General features: G+C 65.6%; 18 protein-coding genes, 1 tRNA gene and 1 pseudogene. 10 read left to right on the forward strand and 10 right to left on the reverse strand.

Annotation, left to right across the window (positions count from 1 at the left end):
- From VJ811_RS01050 to VJ811_RS01060, 3 genes are all read left to right on the forward strand, one after another.
- Positions 1–184: hypothetical protein (locus VJ811_RS01050; protein WP_324070332.1), on the forward strand; the 184-nt coding region annotated here is incomplete at its 5' end.
- Positions 185–470: 286 nt separating this feature from the next.
- Positions 471–803 (forward strand): ribosomal protein L7/L12, encoded by a 333-nt coding sequence (locus VJ811_RS01055; RefSeq protein WP_324070334.1) that lies wholly within the window; start codon positions 471–473, stop codon positions 801–803.
- A gap of 29 nt (positions 804–832) precedes the next feature.
- A complete protein-coding gene (locus tag VJ811_RS01060) occupies positions 833–1,108 on the forward strand; it encodes a CBU_0592 family membrane protein (RefSeq protein WP_324070336.1) in 276 nt (91 codons plus the stop codon).
- Here VJ811_RS01060 and VJ811_RS01065 read toward each other — a convergent pair.
- From VJ811_RS01065 to VJ811_RS01085, 5 genes are all read right to left on the reverse strand, one after another.
- Entirely contained in the window at positions 1,105–2,562 is a 1,458-nt protein-coding gene (locus VJ811_RS01065) for an amidohydrolase family protein (protein ID WP_324070338.1), read from the reverse strand. The genes VJ811_RS01060 and VJ811_RS01065 overlap by 4 nt on opposite strands.
- A 50-nt stretch (positions 2,563–2,612) precedes the next feature.
- Positions 2,613–3,059, reverse strand: a complete 447-nt coding sequence (locus VJ811_RS01070; RefSeq protein ID WP_324070341.1) for a GFA family protein — start codon at positions 3,057–3,059, stop codon at positions 2,613–2,615.
- Between the two features lie 114 nt (positions 3,060–3,173).
- Positions 3,174–3,249, reverse strand: a tRNA-Val gene (locus VJ811_RS01075).
- 72 nt (positions 3,250–3,321) lie between these two features.
- Positions 3,322–4,293 (reverse strand): magnesium and cobalt transport protein CorA, encoded by a 972-nt coding sequence (locus tag VJ811_RS01080; RefSeq protein WP_324070343.1) that lies wholly within the window; start codon positions 4,291–4,293, stop codon positions 3,322–3,324.
- Positions 4,294–4,398: 105 nt separating this feature from the next.
- Complete coding sequence (locus tag VJ811_RS01085; RefSeq protein WP_324070345.1) at positions 4,399–5,310, reverse strand: MarR family transcriptional regulator; 912 nt, start codon at positions 5,308–5,310, stop codon at positions 4,399–4,401.
- A 362-nt stretch (positions 5,311–5,672) separates the two neighbouring features.
- Between VJ811_RS01085 and VJ811_RS01090 the strand changes: the two genes are divergently transcribed.
- From VJ811_RS01090 to VJ811_RS01115, 6 genes are read left to right on the forward strand one after another with little or no spacing between them, the layout of a single operon-like run.
- A complete protein-coding gene (locus tag VJ811_RS01090) occupies positions 5,673–6,251 on the forward strand; it encodes a thermonuclease family protein (RefSeq protein ID WP_324070347.1) in 579 nt (192 codons plus the stop codon).
- A 46-nt stretch (positions 6,252–6,297) separates the two neighbouring features.
- Positions 6,298–6,675, forward strand: a complete 378-nt coding sequence (gene crcB / locus VJ811_RS01095) for a fluoride efflux transporter CrcB (RefSeq protein ID WP_324070348.1) — start codon at positions 6,298–6,300, stop codon at positions 6,673–6,675.
- Positions 6,672–7,910, forward strand: a complete 1,239-nt coding sequence (locus VJ811_RS01100) for an RluA family pseudouridine synthase (protein ID WP_324070350.1) — start codon at positions 6,672–6,674, stop codon at positions 7,908–7,910. The genes crcB and VJ811_RS01100 overlap by 4 nt, the downstream gene beginning before the upstream one ends.
- Positions 7,910–8,530 carry an FMN-binding negative transcriptional regulator gene (locus VJ811_RS01105; RefSeq protein ID WP_324070352.1) on the forward strand — a complete coding sequence of 207 codons (621 nt, stop codon included), beginning with the start codon at positions 7,910–7,912 and terminating at the stop codon, positions 8,528–8,530. The genes VJ811_RS01100 and VJ811_RS01105 overlap by 1 nt, the downstream gene beginning before the upstream one ends.
- Positions 8,527–8,763: a hypothetical protein gene (locus VJ811_RS01110; RefSeq protein WP_324070354.1), complete on the forward strand. Its 237-nt coding sequence runs from the start codon at positions 8,527–8,529 to the stop codon at positions 8,761–8,763. Before VJ811_RS01105 ends, VJ811_RS01110 begins: the two co-directional genes overlap by 4 nt.
- Positions 8,760–9,452: an ATP12 family chaperone protein gene (locus VJ811_RS01115; protein WP_324070356.1), complete on the forward strand. Its 693-nt coding sequence runs from the start codon at positions 8,760–8,762 to the stop codon at positions 9,450–9,452. The genes VJ811_RS01110 and VJ811_RS01115 overlap by 4 nt, the downstream gene beginning before the upstream one ends.
- On the opposite strand, the gene VJ811_RS01120 is transcribed toward VJ811_RS01115, so the two are convergent.
- The 4 genes from VJ811_RS01120 to VJ811_RS01135 all read right to left on the reverse strand — a co-directional run bounded on the left by VJ811_RS01120 (position 9,449) and on the right by VJ811_RS01135 (position 13,262).
- Positions 9,449–10,252 (reverse strand): crotonase/enoyl-CoA hydratase family protein, encoded by an 804-nt coding sequence (locus VJ811_RS01120; RefSeq protein ID WP_324070358.1) that lies wholly within the window; start codon positions 10,250–10,252, stop codon positions 9,449–9,451. The genes VJ811_RS01115 and VJ811_RS01120 overlap by 4 nt on opposite strands.
- Positions 10,253–10,269: 17 nt before the next feature.
- Positions 10,270–10,878 (reverse strand): 2-hydroxychromene-2-carboxylate isomerase, encoded by a 609-nt coding sequence (locus VJ811_RS01125; RefSeq protein ID WP_324070360.1) that lies wholly within the window; start codon positions 10,876–10,878, stop codon positions 10,270–10,272.
- Positions 10,878–12,404 (reverse strand): acyl-CoA synthetase, encoded by a 1,527-nt coding sequence (locus tag VJ811_RS01130; RefSeq protein WP_324070362.1) that lies wholly within the window; start codon positions 12,402–12,404, stop codon positions 10,878–10,880. Before VJ811_RS01130 ends, VJ811_RS01125 begins: the two co-directional genes overlap by 1 nt.
- A 144-nt stretch (positions 12,405–12,548) precedes the next feature.
- Entirely contained in the window at positions 12,549–13,262 is a 714-nt protein-coding gene (locus VJ811_RS01135) for a response regulator transcription factor (RefSeq protein WP_324070364.1), read from the reverse strand.
- An 87-nt stretch (positions 13,263–13,349) separates the two neighbouring features.
- On the opposite strand from VJ811_RS01135, the gene VJ811_RS01140 reads away from it, so the two are divergent.
- Positions 13,350–14,882, forward strand: a complete 1,533-nt coding sequence (locus VJ811_RS01140; protein ID WP_324070365.1) for a class I adenylate-forming enzyme family protein — start codon at positions 13,350–13,352, stop codon at positions 14,880–14,882.
- Between the two features lie 47 nt (positions 14,883–14,929).
- On the opposite strand, the pseudogene VJ811_RS01145 reads toward VJ811_RS01140, so the two are convergent.
- Positions 14,930–15,147: pseudogene (locus VJ811_RS01145) on the reverse strand (IS30 family transposase); the annotation flags it as partial.

Genomic DNA, 15,147 nt, shown 5'->3' on the forward strand with positions numbered 1-15,147 from the left:
CCAGTTCACGATCACCGGCGTTGCCGGCCTCAAGCCGCGCCAGACGGTCACGGTGAACGTCACCCGCGCCGACGGTTCGACCTTCAGCTTCGACACGCTCTGCCGCATCGATACCGCGAACGAGATCGAATATTATATGAACGGCGGCATCCTGCATTACGTGCTGCGCAAGCTCGCGGCTTGATGCCAGACCCTGTTTTGGCAAGATTGAAACGCGAGACGGAGCCGATTTTGTCGCGAGGCGAGGCGCGAGAAGGGAGCGATGGTTTTCCATCGTGACCGACGAGCAACGACGTCCTCACGTCAAAATCGGCCCGCCGCCAAAGGCGGTCGTCCAGCGAGCCGCGCCGGGCGCGTCGCATCGCTTGCACGGGCCACCGGCCCGCACCGCGCGACGCTCCTCCCCAGCACAGCTCGCTGGACGATCTCGTCGCTTCAATCTTGCCGAAACAGGGTCTAAAACGAGGGCGATGAGTGGACTTCTTCTCTTCGCCCTCGGTTTCCTTTGCGGCGCTGGACTGATCCTCGCGCTGCGGCGTAACAGCGGCGCGCGCGACCTGATGGGCCCGCCCCCGCGTGCGGTGCCGCGCCCGCCATCGCCTTCCCCGGCACATAGCGTAGAAATCGGCGATACGCCGGGGAAGGTGCATGTGCGCACCGAAGTCTCCAGCGACGACCAGATTCTCGACCTGATCCGCCGCGGCCGCAAGATCGAGGCGATCAAGCGGATGCGCGAGCTGACCGGCATGCGGCTGTCCGAAGCCAAGGACGCCGTCGAGGCGATCGAAGCCACGCTGCGCTAGGCGCCCGCCCCCTCCGAAAAGGAAACGCCATGGATGCGCTGCGCATCGCCATCGAAGTCATCGGCTGGGCCGCAGCCGCGATCATCCTCGCCGCCTATATCCTGCTTTCGCTCGGCAAGCTGGAAGGGCGCAGCTATCTTTATCAATGGATGAACGTGATCGGCGCGGGCGGCTTCATCATCAATTCGGGCTATAATGGCGCGCTGCCATCGGCGGTGCTGAACGTCATCTGGGCTGCTATGGGAATCTTCACGCTGTGGAGCGTCTGGCGCGCCCGGCAAGCCGTGCGCCGGCCGGTCCCCTAGGGTTTCGCGGCTTCGGCATTCCACGCCGTGACCTTGGCTTTCGTTTCGGCAAGCATCTTGTCGAGCGCCGCACGATCCTGCACCGTCCCGCGCAGCACCACCGTATCGATGGCGCGCGTCGCGGCGATGTCCTCGAGCGGATTTTTGTCGAGCAACACCAGATCGGCCGCCATGCCCGGCTTCACCGCGCCATAGCGATCGAGCTGCCCGAACCATGCCGGACCCGCGCGCGTTGCCGATGCGAGCGCCTGCGCTGGAGTCAGCCCCTTTTGCTGGAATAGCTCGACCTCATCATGGAGGCCAAAGCCCGGATAATTATAGCTGTTGAGGAAGCCCGCGTCGGTCCCCGCGATGATCGGCACGCCCGCTTCGGCGAGCATCGGCAGGATCGTCGCCACATCCTCGATCCGCTTGTGCCGCGTCGCGATCGCCGCGGCGTCGGCCTTCGCCGCGCGCTCGATGCGCCAATCATAGGTCTTGCGCAGCTTGGGTCCGATATAGGCGAGTCCCGCATCCTTCGAATGATCGTCGCGGTCGAGATAGGCGATGATGCGGCTGCCGTTCAGTGTCGGGGTGACGAACACGCCCTTGGCGGCGAAGCGGCGATAGGCGGCCATCGCGGTGTCGCGGTCGAAGCCGGCATCGAGGCGGCGATTCGCCTCGGCGCGGTCGATGCGCTTCGCGGCGAAATCGGCGGCGATCGCCGCCTCGTCCTTCGCCCCGGCATTATAGGCATAGTCGAGATGCTCGATCGAGCTGATCCCGGCGTCGACCGCCTGATCGACCGTCAGCGCCATCGGAATATGCCCCGATGTCCGCAGCCCAAGCGCCTTGGCCTTGGTCAGCGCATAAAGGAATAGTTCGGGTTTCAGCGTGCTGTCGGTGATCTTGACGAAATCGACCTTGTCGCGCGTCTTGAGGCGATCGAGCGCGGCGTCGACGTCGGCCTCGCTGCCGACCTCGATCGTCCCTTTCCAGACCGGCGCGATACCCTCGATCTTTGCGCCCGATGTCAGCAGGCGCGGGCCGAACAGGCTGCCCGCCGCAATCTCGCCGCGCCAGGCGAGCACCTGCTCGGGCAGGTCCCCCGAACAGTCGCGGATCGTCGTGATGCCGTTCGCGACATAGAGCGGCAGCAACGCCTTATTCTCTTCGATCAGCTCGGGGCCGCCGCCGAAATGGACGTGCATGTCCCACAGGCCCGGGATCAGATAGCGTCCCTTGCCCTCGACCGTTCGCGCCGCGTGCCAGTCCTTCGCGATGACCGCATCGGCGCCGACCGCGACGATATCGCCGCCCTTCAGCACCACCGCCTGCCCGGCGACCGTCTTCGCCGCCTCGACATCGACGATCGTCACATGGCGGATGACGACATCGCCCTGTTTCGGCGCGGCGAGCGCGGGCGAAGCAAAAGCGAGCAGAGCGGGTGCGAGAGCGGCAAGCAGATATTTCATGGAAGCGACCTTTTTCGAATAGCCGTCCCTTAACCCCATCGGCGACGAGATCAAGCGACCCAGACGCCCGCGTCCTTGTGCCACTCCTCGATCGATTTTTCGGGATAGAGATCGAACGCCGCATCATCCGGCCCGATGCCGGGTTCGACCCAATCCGCCTTATATTTGAGCATCAGATGGACGCGCGACGGCGGCACCGGCAGCGGCGAATCGATCGCGCTTGCAAAGGGGTGGATGAGGTCGGGCCAGGTCGGATCATAGAGCCATAGGGCCGACCCGCATAAGCGGCAGAAACGCCGTTCGCCGCTCGAAACTTCGCAAGTTTCATGCTCGTCATCCTCGATCCGCGCGCGATAGAGGCCGAGATGTTCCTTACCCTCGACCTTCAGCGTCCGCGCGTCCGCGCCGAGGTTGATCGCATAGCCCCCGCCACCCTGCTGTTTCCGGCAAATCGAACAATAGCAAAGCTGGTACGGCACCGGCGTGTGGCTCTGCATGGAAAAGCGTATCGCGCCGCACCGGCACGAGCCTTTGAGTTCGCACGGCATCGGGTTTCCTTTCATGCCATCATCGGCTGTAAAGGCGCAACGCACGATGACGCGGAAGGTTCGTGGTGGGCGCTGACGGGCTCGAACCGCCGACCCTCTCGGTGTAAACGAGATGCTCTACCAACTGAGCTAAGCGCCCCCCGGATGTCGCCATCAGCGGGAGGGGAGCCCCTGCCATAAGCCGCCGCCGCTGGCAAGCAAGACGCGCGCGTCAGAGCCAGCCGATGCGTTTGAACCGCCAAAAGAGGAGCGCGCAGATCACGGCAATCACGCCGACGACCATCGGATAACCAAAGGTCCAGCCGAGTTCGGGCATATGTTCGAAATTCATGCCATAGATGCCGGCAATCGCGGTTGGCACGGCCAGGATCGCGGCCCATGCGGCGAGCTGGCGCGTGATGACGCCCTGGCGCTGCTGTTCGAGCATGCCGTTGGTTTCGATCACTGACGCGGCAATATCGCGCAGCCCGGTCAGGCGGAACTCGGCGCGCTGCACATGGTCCCAGATGTCGCGGAAAAAAGGACGCACCGCGGAATCGACATTGGGAAGATCATCGTCGGTCGCGAGCCGGCCGGCGACTTCTTTCATCATCCCGACGAGGCGCTGAAAGCGGATGATCTCGTGCCGCTGCGAATAGAGATGCCGAATCTCGGCAGCGTCGAGCGGCGTGTCCATGACGCTTTCCTCGACCATCAGCATCCGGTCCTCGATCGCGTCGATGACGGGGAAATAGCCATCGACGATGAAATCGAGGACGGCATAAAGGACATAATCGGGACCGTGCGCGAGCTTGGCGGGCAGCGTTTCGAGCCGCGCCCGGATGTCGGTGTGCGTGCGGGCCGACCCGTGACGGACGCTGACGAAGAAATGGGGGCCGAGGAAAAAGGCGGTTTCGCCCGGATGTATCATATCGGCGTCGAGGTTGGCGGTGCGGGTCACGACGAACAGCTGGTCGCCATAGGCCTCGACTTTCGGCAGTTGGTTCGCCTTCAGCGCATCCTCGACCGCGAGCGGGTGGAGGCCGAAGCGTTTCGCAATCCCCTCGAGTTCGCCCGGCGTCGGTTCGTAAAGGCCAAGCCAAAAGAAATCGCCATTGTCGCAATCTTCGGGGATCGCTTCGTCCGGGCCGATGTCGCGGACGAGCTTGCCGTCATGATAAACGCGGGCGGCCATGATCGGCATCGGCAGAATCTCCCTTGAAGTGCGGCGCTTACATAGTGCGCCCCGCGATGAAGGGAAATGGTTCCCGATTCGGGCTAAAGCCCTGCCCCTCGGCGCGGGCCATGCCTATTCGTCGAGCGCCTCGAAATAACGGGCGAGCGCGTCGGAGGCGCCTTCGGCGAGCGCGATGAAGATGCGGCGGCCGTCGTGCGGGTCGTCTTCGCGCAGGAACAGGCCGGCATCGGTCATCGTCTTGATCCAGCGCAGCGCCGTCGTTGCGGGAACCGCGGCGGCGATGCACAGGCTCGACACCGACACCGGCTGGCGTTCGAGCCGCGCGGCATAAAGGTCGAGCAGCATGTCCCATGCCGGATCGGCGAACAGGTCGGCGGGGAAATATTGCTCGCGCATCCGCCGCTGGCGCAGCATCCGCCGCACCGCCTTGGCACGCTGCCGGTCGAGCGTGCGCTCTTCGGGAATGAAGCTGCGCGGCATCGCGGCAAAGTCGCGCGCCGGCGCGCGTACCTGTCCCGCATGGTCGGCCGGATCCTCGCCGCGCGATATATAGCCTGTCGGCGTGCCGGGAAGACCGCCCCTCTGCCCGGCGAGATCGCCGAGCAGGCGCGAAATGCGCGCGACTTCTTCCTGCAGCCGGTCGATCCGCTCCATCGCATCGTCGCGCGCGATGTCGTGGAGCACGCCGTGCCGCGTACGTCGTGCCGCCGCAAGGGCGACGAGCCGGTCGGTCGGATCGGGCTCGACGAGGAACTGGACGTCGAGCGCCGCCGGAATCGCCGCGGCGACCCGGTCGAGCGCGACCAGCGCGGTCTCGCATATGAGATTGCAGCCGCGTTCACCCGCCGCCGCACATATGTCGCCCAGCGTTTCGCCTTCGATCGTCTCCGCAGCGGCGAGCCAGATGATGTCGAGCGTCGCGGTTTTCCGGATGAAATCCGCCGCCCGCAACGGCGCGAGCGTTCGGACGAGGCGCACCCCGGCGAGGGGAGCCGTGTCGGGGCAATCAGCCTCTGACCCCACAAACAAAAGCGGCGAAGCAACACCATCGGGGATAGGTCCGCCGATCGTCTCGGGCGGCCCGGCGTGTCCTGCACCGAAAGCGCCCGGTGCGATTGCCAATGTATCCAGCGTCCGCATCCCTTGGCCCACCATCATGCACCTGCCCCCTATCGCTCCACCCTGGCGTAAGCATGCCGTCATTTCGGCGGCATTCACCTTTTGTTCGCTCCCGTTTGCCGCCAATCCGGACCCAAGCTTGATATCGGCATGAGTCGGCGCGGGTCGGCCGTTGGGGAATAGGTCCATTTTGGACATGATTTGTTCTCATCGTCAACAATTTATTCGCGCTTGCCAAGCCGCCGTCATCGCGTCAGGCCGGGCCGATGGTTTCCGGCCCTTCCTCGCTAACCCGCCTCCGCTGGCGACGGCGGTTCCGGTCGCTGCTCGCGCTGCTGCTGCTCGCCGGGCTCGCGCTCACCGCTTGGCTATGGTCGCCCCCGCCCGCGCTGACCGTGCCGCTCGTCCATGTGATCGACGGCGACAGCCTCACGGTACGGCAGGATGACGCGCCGCTGACGATCCGTCTGACCGGCATCGACGCGGTCGAATATCGGCAGGATTGCGCGCGCGGCGCTACGCGCTGGCCTTGCGGGCGCGAAGCGCGCGCCGCGCTCGAAAAACTGGCAGGCCGCGGGCCGCTTCATTGCGAGGTTGCGGCAAAGGATCGTTACGATCGCACGCTCGCCGCATGCCGCACCGCGCCCTTCCCCGACGGCATCGACCTTGCCGCCGAAATGGCGCGGCAGGGCTGGGCGGTGGCGACCAGCGACGCCTATATGGTCGAAGAAGCCGAGGCGCAGGCGAAACGGCGCGGTATCTGGCAGGGCGACTTTATCCTCCCCGAAAACTGGCGCGCGACGCACGAACGCGCCACTACCGCGGTGACCCCGCCCGACGCCTAGAAATGGCCCGCTATGCCTCGCGCCCGTTTCGGGCTAGGGCGAGCGCATGAACAGCCTGTTTCCCGTCATGATCGGCGGCGCGATCGGCGCCGGTGCCCGCCATCTGGTCGGGCAGGCGGTGCTCGCGCGGTTCGGCGCCGCCTTCCCATGGGGAACGCTGTCGATCAATATCGTCGGCAGCCTGTTGATGGGCCTGCTCGTCGGCTGGCTCGCGCGCAGCGGTGGCGGCGACACCACGCGCCTGTTCGTCGGCGTCGGGATTCTCGGCGGCTTCACCACCTTCTCCTCTTTCAGCATGGAATATTGGATGCTTTTCGAACGCGGCCAAAATGCTCAGGCAGCCGCCTATGTTGTCGCGTCGGTGATCGGCGCGATCGCCGCCTGCGGGCTCGGCCTGTTCATCGTGCGGCAGGTGCCGGCATGAGCGAGCCCAAGGCGAATCTCGACAGCGCGACCATCGCCGAGGAAGACGACGGCATCCGTCTCGATCGCTGGTTCAAGCGCCACCGCGAAGGCACACCGCACGCGCTGCTCGCGCGCTGGGCGCGCTCGGGCCAGCTGACGCTCGACGGCAAGAAGGCCGATGTGTCGGACCGCATCGCGACGGGGCAAAAACTCGTCATGCCGACCCCGCCGGTCGAGACCGCGGCGCGCCCGGCGCGCAAGGGCCGGCCGCTGACCGACGCCGATGTCGAGCTGGCGACGGGGATGCTCATCCACCGCGATGCCAGCGCGATCGTGCTCAACAAGCTGCCGGGGCTCGCCACGCAGGGGGGGACGAAGACCGAGCAGCATGTCGACGGCCTGCTCGACGCGCTGAAATTCGATGGTCCGACGCGGCCCAAGCTCGTCCACCGGCTCGACAAGGACACCTCGGGCGCGCTCCTGGTTGCGCGGACGCCGAAGGCCGCGGCCTATTTCGCCAAGAGCTTTTCGAACCGCAGCGCGAAGAAGACCTATTGGGCGATCATCGTCGGCGTGCCCGACATCCAGCAGGGCGAAATCGACCTGCCGCTCGCCAAGCAGCCGGGATCGGGCGGCGAGAAGATGCACGTCCATGACGACGGGCTGCCGTCGAAGACGCGCTACCGGGTGATCGAGCGCGCGGGGAACAGCGCGGCATGGGTCGAGTTGCAACCGCTGACCGGGCGCACGCACCAGCTGCGCGTCCATATGGCGGCGATCGGGCATCCGATCGTCGGCGACGGCAAATATGGCGGCAAGGGCGCCTTCCTGACCGGCACGATCAGCCGCAAGATGCACCTCCACAGCCGCCGCCTGCGCATCGACCATCCCGACGGCGGCGCGATCGATATCAGCGCCGAGGTGCCCGAGCATTTCGCGGCGAGCCTCGACGCGCTCGGCTTCGACCTGCTGCTCGGCGAGGCCGGGACCGACCCCACCGAAAAAGGCCCGCCGCCCAAATCGGCGCTGAAGGCGCAGGCGAAGGCGCACAGCAAGCAGATCCGCAAGGCGCGGCGCGGCGAGCGGCGGGGCCGCACCGCCGAGAGCAAGCCGACCGATTTTGTCGGCAAGCCGAAGCCGAAGCCCAAGGCGAAAGCGAAACCGGGCAAGCCCGGCAAGCCGGCGCCCGGGAAAGCCGCAGGCAAGAAACCGAGCGCGAAGAAGCATCCGGCGCGCCCGCCCAAGGCGAGCTGATGCATCCCAATAGCGCCTTTCGCCCGCGGCAGGACGATCTCGCCGAATTGCTCGTGCGCGAGATCGGTTTTGCCGCGATCTTTGCGAACACCCCTGACGGGCCGCGCGTCGCGCATGCGCCGGTGGTGCTGAGCGACGACCGGACGACGCTGCAATTCCATCTTGCGCGCGGTAACGCGCTCACGCGCCACTTGGCCGGCGCGAACGCGCTGGCCGTCGTGCAGGGACCCGACGCCTATGTCAGCGCAAGCTGGTACGCCGACGCCGATCAGGTGCCGACGTGGAATTATGTCGCGATCGAGATGGAAGGCGTGGCGCGCAAGCTCGACGACGCCGAGCTGGTCGCGCAGCTCGACACATTGTCCGCCCAGCACGAAGCGCGCGCCGGTGCGAACCCGCCCTGGACGCGCCACAAGATGAACCCGGCGCTGTTCAGCAAGATGACCGGTGCCATTACCGGTTTCGAAATACGCATCGCCGCGTGGCGCCCGACGATCAAGCTGTCGCAGAACAAATCCGCCGACGAGCGCGCGCGCGTGATCGACGGCGTCGAGGCGACCGGCCATGGCGCGCTCGCGCAGTTGATGCGCCACCTTGGCGGCGATAGGGAGGGCGCATGACCCAGACCGACGACGCGCTCGCCAGGAAACGCTTCTTTGCCCTCTCGATCATGCGCCTGATGGGCGCCGCCTTCGCGATGATCGGTTTCATCCTGATCAGCGGCGGTTTCACGCTGGCGGGCCAGCCGACCGACCGCTGGATCGGCGCCGCGATCGTGCTGGTCGGGGCGTTCGATTTCGCTGTCATGCCGCTGCTGCTCGCGCGCCGCTGGCGTTCGCCCAAAAACCCGTGAAGCGCTTCTGGAAAGAGGTTGCCGTCGCCCCCGAGGATGGCGGCTGGGGCATCGCGCTCGACGGCCGCCCGGTGCGCACGCCGCAGCGCGCCCCGCTGGCGGTCACCAGCCTCGCACTCGCCGAGGCAATCGCCGCCGAATGGCAGGCGCAGGGCGAGACGGTCGATCCCGCGGCCATGCCGATGACGGGCCTGACCAACGCCGCGATCGACCTCGCCTCGCCCGGCCCCGCAGCCTTTGCCGAACCCATCGCCGCTTATGCCGCGACCGACCTGTTCTGTTACCGCGACGACCGCGATGCGCTGTTGCAGGCCGAGCAGGTGGCGGCGTGGAATCCCCTGCTCACCTGGGCCGAAGAACGCTTCGGCATCGAGTTCGTTATCACCCAGGGGATATTGCCCGTCGATCAGCCGGCCGAAACGGTTGCAGCATTGCGCGCAGCGGTGTTCGCGGTCGACCCGTGGCGGATGGCGGGGATGACTCCGCTGGTCACCCTCGGCGGGTCGCTCGTCGCCGGGCTGGCGCGCGTCGAAGAGGCGTTCGATGCCGAAGCCTTGTGGGATGCGGTCCGCCTCGACGAATTATATCAAGAGCGCCGCTGGGGCACCGATGCCGAGGCGCAAGCGCAGCGCGCCGCGCACAAGCGCGACTGGGACAATGCGGTGCGGTTTTTGGGGCTGCTCGCTTAATCCGTAAAATTCGGCTTCCGCTTCTGCATCCCCGCCATCACCGCTTCCATCTGGTTCGGGGTGCGGATGACCTTGACCTGCTCGTCGCTTTCGGCCTGCAATATTTCGGCGTCGCTCGCGTCGGCGAGCATGTTGCAAAGCCGCTTCGCACCGCGGATTGCGTGCGGATTCTTGTCGGCGATCACTTCGGCGAGTTCCATCGCCTTGGCGAACGGATCGTCCGACACATGCGTCGCAAAGCCGAGCAGCTTGGCTTCCGATCCGTTGAATTCGCGGTTGGTATAGATCATCTCGCGCAGCACATCGTCGGCAACCTGCGTGCGCCACAGCGCCATCCCCGCGACGTCAGGCACCAGCCCCCAGCGCATTTCCATGATCGCGATGCGCGTGTCGGGGTGGACGATGCGAATGTCCGCCGCCGCCATGATCTGGCTGCCCGCGCCGAACGCGACACCGTGCACCGCCGCGATCACCGGCACCGGAATCTCGCGCCAGCCCCACGCGGCATATTGCGCATTGTTCGCGATCCCGCGCGTCCGGTCCGACAAGGTGCCGCCGGCGCTGCTCGCGCCCGGGTCGCGTTCGTTGCTGAGACTCGACAGGTCGAGCCCGGCGCAAAAGGCGCGGCCTTCGCCCGACAGCACCACGACGCGCAGACCCGCGGTCGCCTTGAGCTGATCGATCGCCTCGGCGAGCGCGTCCCACATCGCGGGGTCGAGCGCGTTCATCTTGTCGGCGCGGATCAGCCGGACGTCGGCGATGCCGCCTTCGAGCATGGTGATCGAAATCCGGTCTTTCATGGGAGAATCCTCTGTGTTCAAGCTTTCAGCGCCGCCTCGACGAGCGGCAGTTGGTCGTTGCCGAAATACATGTCGTCGCGATCGACGAACATCGCCGGCGATCCATAGCCGCCGCGCGCGATCACCTCTTCGGTATTGGCACGCAGCCGCGCCTTGACCGCATCGCTCGTCGACGCCGCACGGATCGCCGCGCCATCGAGCCCCGCGGCGGTCGCGGCCGCCTCCAGCACCCCGGGATCGTCGAGATTTTCCTGGCGGCCAAAATAGCTTTCAAACGCCGCACGCGCAAAGGCGATCAGCGCGGGCTGATCATCCTTGAGCGCCGTGGCGAAGCGCATCGCGGTCACGCTCTTCGCCGGATGCCATTGCGAAGGGAAATTCATCTCCACGCCCGCGAGCCGCGCCCAATCCTTCAGCACCTTCCAGCTGTGCAGCAACTTCCGGTTGTCGGCCTGTTCACGCGCGGCATAGACGCCTTGGTTCACCGCGTTGAAGATGCCGCCAACAAGCACGGGGCGGAAAGTGACCGTCGCCCCGGTCGACGCGACGATCGCATGGACATTGGTGAACGCCAGATAGGTCCACGGCGACGACAGGTCGAAGAAGAATTCGAGGCGGCGCGCCATCACGCCTTTGCCTTTTCCCAATATTGGTCGCGGAGAAGGCGCTTGTAGAGCTTGCCCGTGTCGTGGCGCGGCAGCGCTGCCATGAAGTCGATCCGGCGCGGAATCTTCACCCCCGACAATTTCTCGCGCGCATAGGTCAGCAACTCGGCGCGGAAGGCATCGGTCGCGTCGGCCATGTCGGCGGGTTGGATGACCGCGATCACCTCCTCGCCCATTTCGTCGTGCGGGCCGCCGACGACCGCGACGTCGGCGACCTTCGGGTGCGTCACGAGATGATTCTCGATCTCCTGCGGATAGATGTTCACCCCGCCCGAGATGATCATGAAGCTCTTGCGGTCGGTCAAATAGAGGAAGCCATCTTCATCAACTTTGCCCACATCGCCAAGGGTCGACCAGCCTTTCGAATTGCGGCTCGACGCCGTTTTCTCATTATCCCCATGATATTCGAAGACATTTTCGCTCTCGAAGAAAACCGCGCCCTCTTCGTTCGCACCAAGCTCGGTTTCGTTGTCCTCGCCCATGATATGGATCGCGCCAAGGATCGGCCGACCGACCGAGCCCTTGTGCGTCAGCCAGTCGGCGCTGGAGATGAAGGTCATGCCATTGCCTTCGGACCCGGCATAATATTCGAAGAGCACCGGCCCCCACCAGTCGATCATCGCCTGCTTGACCGGCACCGGGCACGGCGCTGCGGCGTGGATCGCGACCTTCAGCGACGAAGTGTCATAACGCGAGCGAACCTCCTCAGGCAGTTTGAGCATGCGCACAAAATGCGTCGGAACCCACTGGCTGGCGTTCACGCGATATTTTTCGATATGCGCGAGCGCCGCCTCGGGATCGAATTTCTTCATCAGCACGACGGTGCCGCCAAGCCGGTGGATCGTCATCGACCAGCGCAGCGGCGCGGCGTGATAGAGCGGCGCGGGCGACAGATAGATGCTGTCGGCGTTGATCTGGAATATCGCCGAGGCGAGCAGGACAAGGCTGTTCGTCGCGTCGATCGCGGGGTCCTCGGGCAGCGGGACGCGCACGCCCTTGGGCCGCCCGGTGGTGCCCGACGAATAGAGCATGTCGACCCCGGCACGTTCGTCGGCGACGGGCGTCGCGGGCATCGCGGCGACGGCATCCTCCCAACTGGCGTATCCGGGGATGTCGCCGCCCATCGCGAAGCGCTTGATCCCGGTCGTGAGCTGCTGCGCGGCGCCCGCAAGGCTCGCTGATACGACAAGAATCTGCGCACCCGAATTTTCGAGAATATAGTCGGTCTCGTCCTGCGTCAGCCGCGACGAGATGCAGACGTAGCGCAGCCCCGCGCGCTGCGCGCCCCAGGTCAGCCCGTAATAATGCGGGGTGTTGTCGAGCATGAAAGCGACGACATCCTCATGCCCCAATCCATGCGAGCGGAAGAGCTGCGCCGCGCGGTTCGAAGCCGCGTCGAGTTCGCCATAGCTGATCGCCTCGCCCGTTTCGGCGACAATGATCGCGGCTTTATCGGGATTGGCGCGGGCGTGGACTGAGGGGTGCATCGGGCATCATCTCCGGGAATCGTTGCTTTCTTTATGTCGAAGATCAGTAGCAACCTGAAACTTTCGGTCAAGCAAGCTGGGGCCAGTGACAGGATCCCGATCGAGAAGCGGCAAATTGCGACGCAAGATTGGGAGATGCCGGACCTAATCCGGACGCGACCGCAGCGTATAGCCCATGCCCTTCACGGTGCGCAGCATCGGCCAGTCGAACCCCCGATCGACCTTGGCGCGCAGCCGCGACATATGAACCTCGACGCGGTTGGTGCCGGGATCGAAATCGAGCCGCCACACCGCGCGGAGCAGCGCATCGCGCGACAGCGGCCGGTCGGGTACGCGCGCAAGGTTCGCGAGCAGGTCGAATTCGCGAAGCGCCAAGCGGATGATCCGGCCCGCGCGTTCGACGCGCCGGTCGATCAGGTCGATGCGCAGTTCGCCCTCGCCGAGCTGCCCGGCGGCGATGCGGCTGCGGCGGAGCAGGCTGGCGATCCGCGCGAGTATTTCGGGCAGATTGCCCGTCCAGCCAACCGCATCGTCGGCGCCCGCGCCGAGCGCGACCATCCGGTCGTCGAGCGAGTCGCGGTCGGAAAGCGCTATCAGCGGCCGCCGCCCCGCGATCGATCGCGCCAGCCGGATGAACTCGAAAGGCTCCTGCCAGTCGAGGAACGGGTTAACGATCAGCAAGTCGAAGCAGGCATCGACCCAAGGGCGAAGCCCGTTCACATGCGGCGGCAGGAATTGCACCGCCAAACCTGCGGCCTCAATCGCATCGCCGAGCGTGTCGGCACGCGGCGCCAACGGATGATAGATGGCGACGAGTAACTTCCTGTCGCTTTCCCCGGCCCTGTCCGATGATGCCATCCGCACCCCCCGTCGTCGTCGCAACATGCTGTCACGCCGCCGCCCCACCGGCATTGCACCGCCTTTCGGCTGTGCTAACCCTAGGCCATGACCAGTATCGAAATGCTTGACGGCGACTTCGCCACCCTGCCCGACCTCGTCCGTGCCCATGCCGCGGAACGTCCCGATGCCGTAGCGGCTGCCGACCCGGTGCGGCGGCTGAGCTGGTCCGAACTGGATCAATTGACCGACCGAATCGCCGCGCGGTTGCAGCAGGACGGATTCAAGAAAGGGGAGCGCACCGCGATCGCCGGCCTCAACAGCGTCGAGCAGATGGCGGTGATCCTCGGCACGCTACGCGCGGGCGGGGTCGCGGGGCTGGTCACCAACAGCGCGACGGGCGAGCAGATGGCGGCGATGATCGCCGACACCGGCGCGCGCCACCTGTTCCTCGACAGCGCGGCGAAGGCGAGCCTCGAAGGCCATGCCATCGCCGCGAGCGACCTGATCGCGATGGACGGCAGCGACGCGGGAACGCCGCTCGACGCCTGGCTGTCGCTGGCGGGCACCAAACCGGCGCCGGTCGAAATTCTGCCCGAGGACGGCTTCAACATCATCTATTCGTCGGGCACCACGGGCACGCCGAAAGGCATCGTCCACAGCCATGCGATGCGCTGGCAGCATATCATCCGCGGCGCCCCCGCCTATGGCCCGCACGCGGTGACGATCCTGTCGACCCCGCTCTATTCGAACACGACGATGGCGAGCTTCATGCCGACGGTCGGGTCGGGCGGGCAGGTCGTCTTGATGAAGAAATTCGACGCGCGCGGCTTCCTCGAACTCGCGGCGCGCGAGCGCGCGACGAACACGATGCTGGTCCCGGTGCAGTACCGCCGGATCATGGCGCTGGAGGATTTCGGCGCCTTCGACCTCTCCAGCTTCGTCGTCAAATATTGCACCTCGGCGCCCTTCCCCGCCGCGCTCAAGGCCGATGTGCTGCAACGCTGGCCGGGCGGGCTCGTCGAAATTTACGGCATGACCGAGGGCGGCGCGGCCTTCATCCTCGAGGCCCATCAATTCCCCGATAAATTGCACACCGTCGGCAAGCCGGCGCCCGGCCATATCGCGAAGGTGATCGACGAGGACGGCAACGAGCTGCCGCAAGGTTCGGTCGGCGAAGTCGTCGGGCGCAGCCCCGCGATGATGACGGGGTACAACAACCGCCCCGACGCGACCAAGGCGATGCACTGGTACGACGCCGAGGGAAATCTCTTCTATCGCCACGGCGACATCGGCCGCATCGACGAGGACGGCTTCCTGACGCTGATGGACCGCGCCAAGGACATGATCATCTCGGGCGGCTTCAATATCTTCCCGAGCGATCTGGAAGCGATATTGATCGTCGACGAGCGCGTCGTCGAAGCCGCGGTGGTCGGCATGCCGAGCGAGGAATGGGGCGAGACGCCGGTGGCGTTCGTCGTGCTCAAACCCGGCGCCGATGCCGAGGCCGTGCGCGCCGACTGCAACGCCAAGGTGGGCAAGACGCAGCGGCTGAGCGCGATTACGGTGGTGGACGAACTGCCGCGCAGCCCGATCGGCAAGGTACTGAAACGCGAGTTGCGGGATGCGTACGCCCGGTAGCTTCCGAGACATCCGCTAACGACCGGAAGCTGCCCTCGCTTTCCTCGTCACCCCGGACTTGATCCGGGTGTGGATTCACATTTGAAGTGCAACATCAGGAAGGTTTCGGCTGGAGTTTTGAAGCCGAGGCATTTTCTGGGGGTATTGTTGTAGTTTGCGATGATGGCGTCGAAGGCGTTGCCAGGCAAGTCATCGAGGTTGGTTTTTCGGGGCAGGTTTCGGCGCAGCCTGCCGATGGCGTTTTCGACGCCGCCTTTCTGCCATG

Origin of the sequence: Sphingopyxis sp., from assembly GCF_035250425.1 — a bacterium.
In the GTDB taxonomy this organism is placed as follows: domain Bacteria; phylum Pseudomonadota; class Alphaproteobacteria; order Sphingomonadales; family Sphingomonadaceae; genus Sphingopyxis.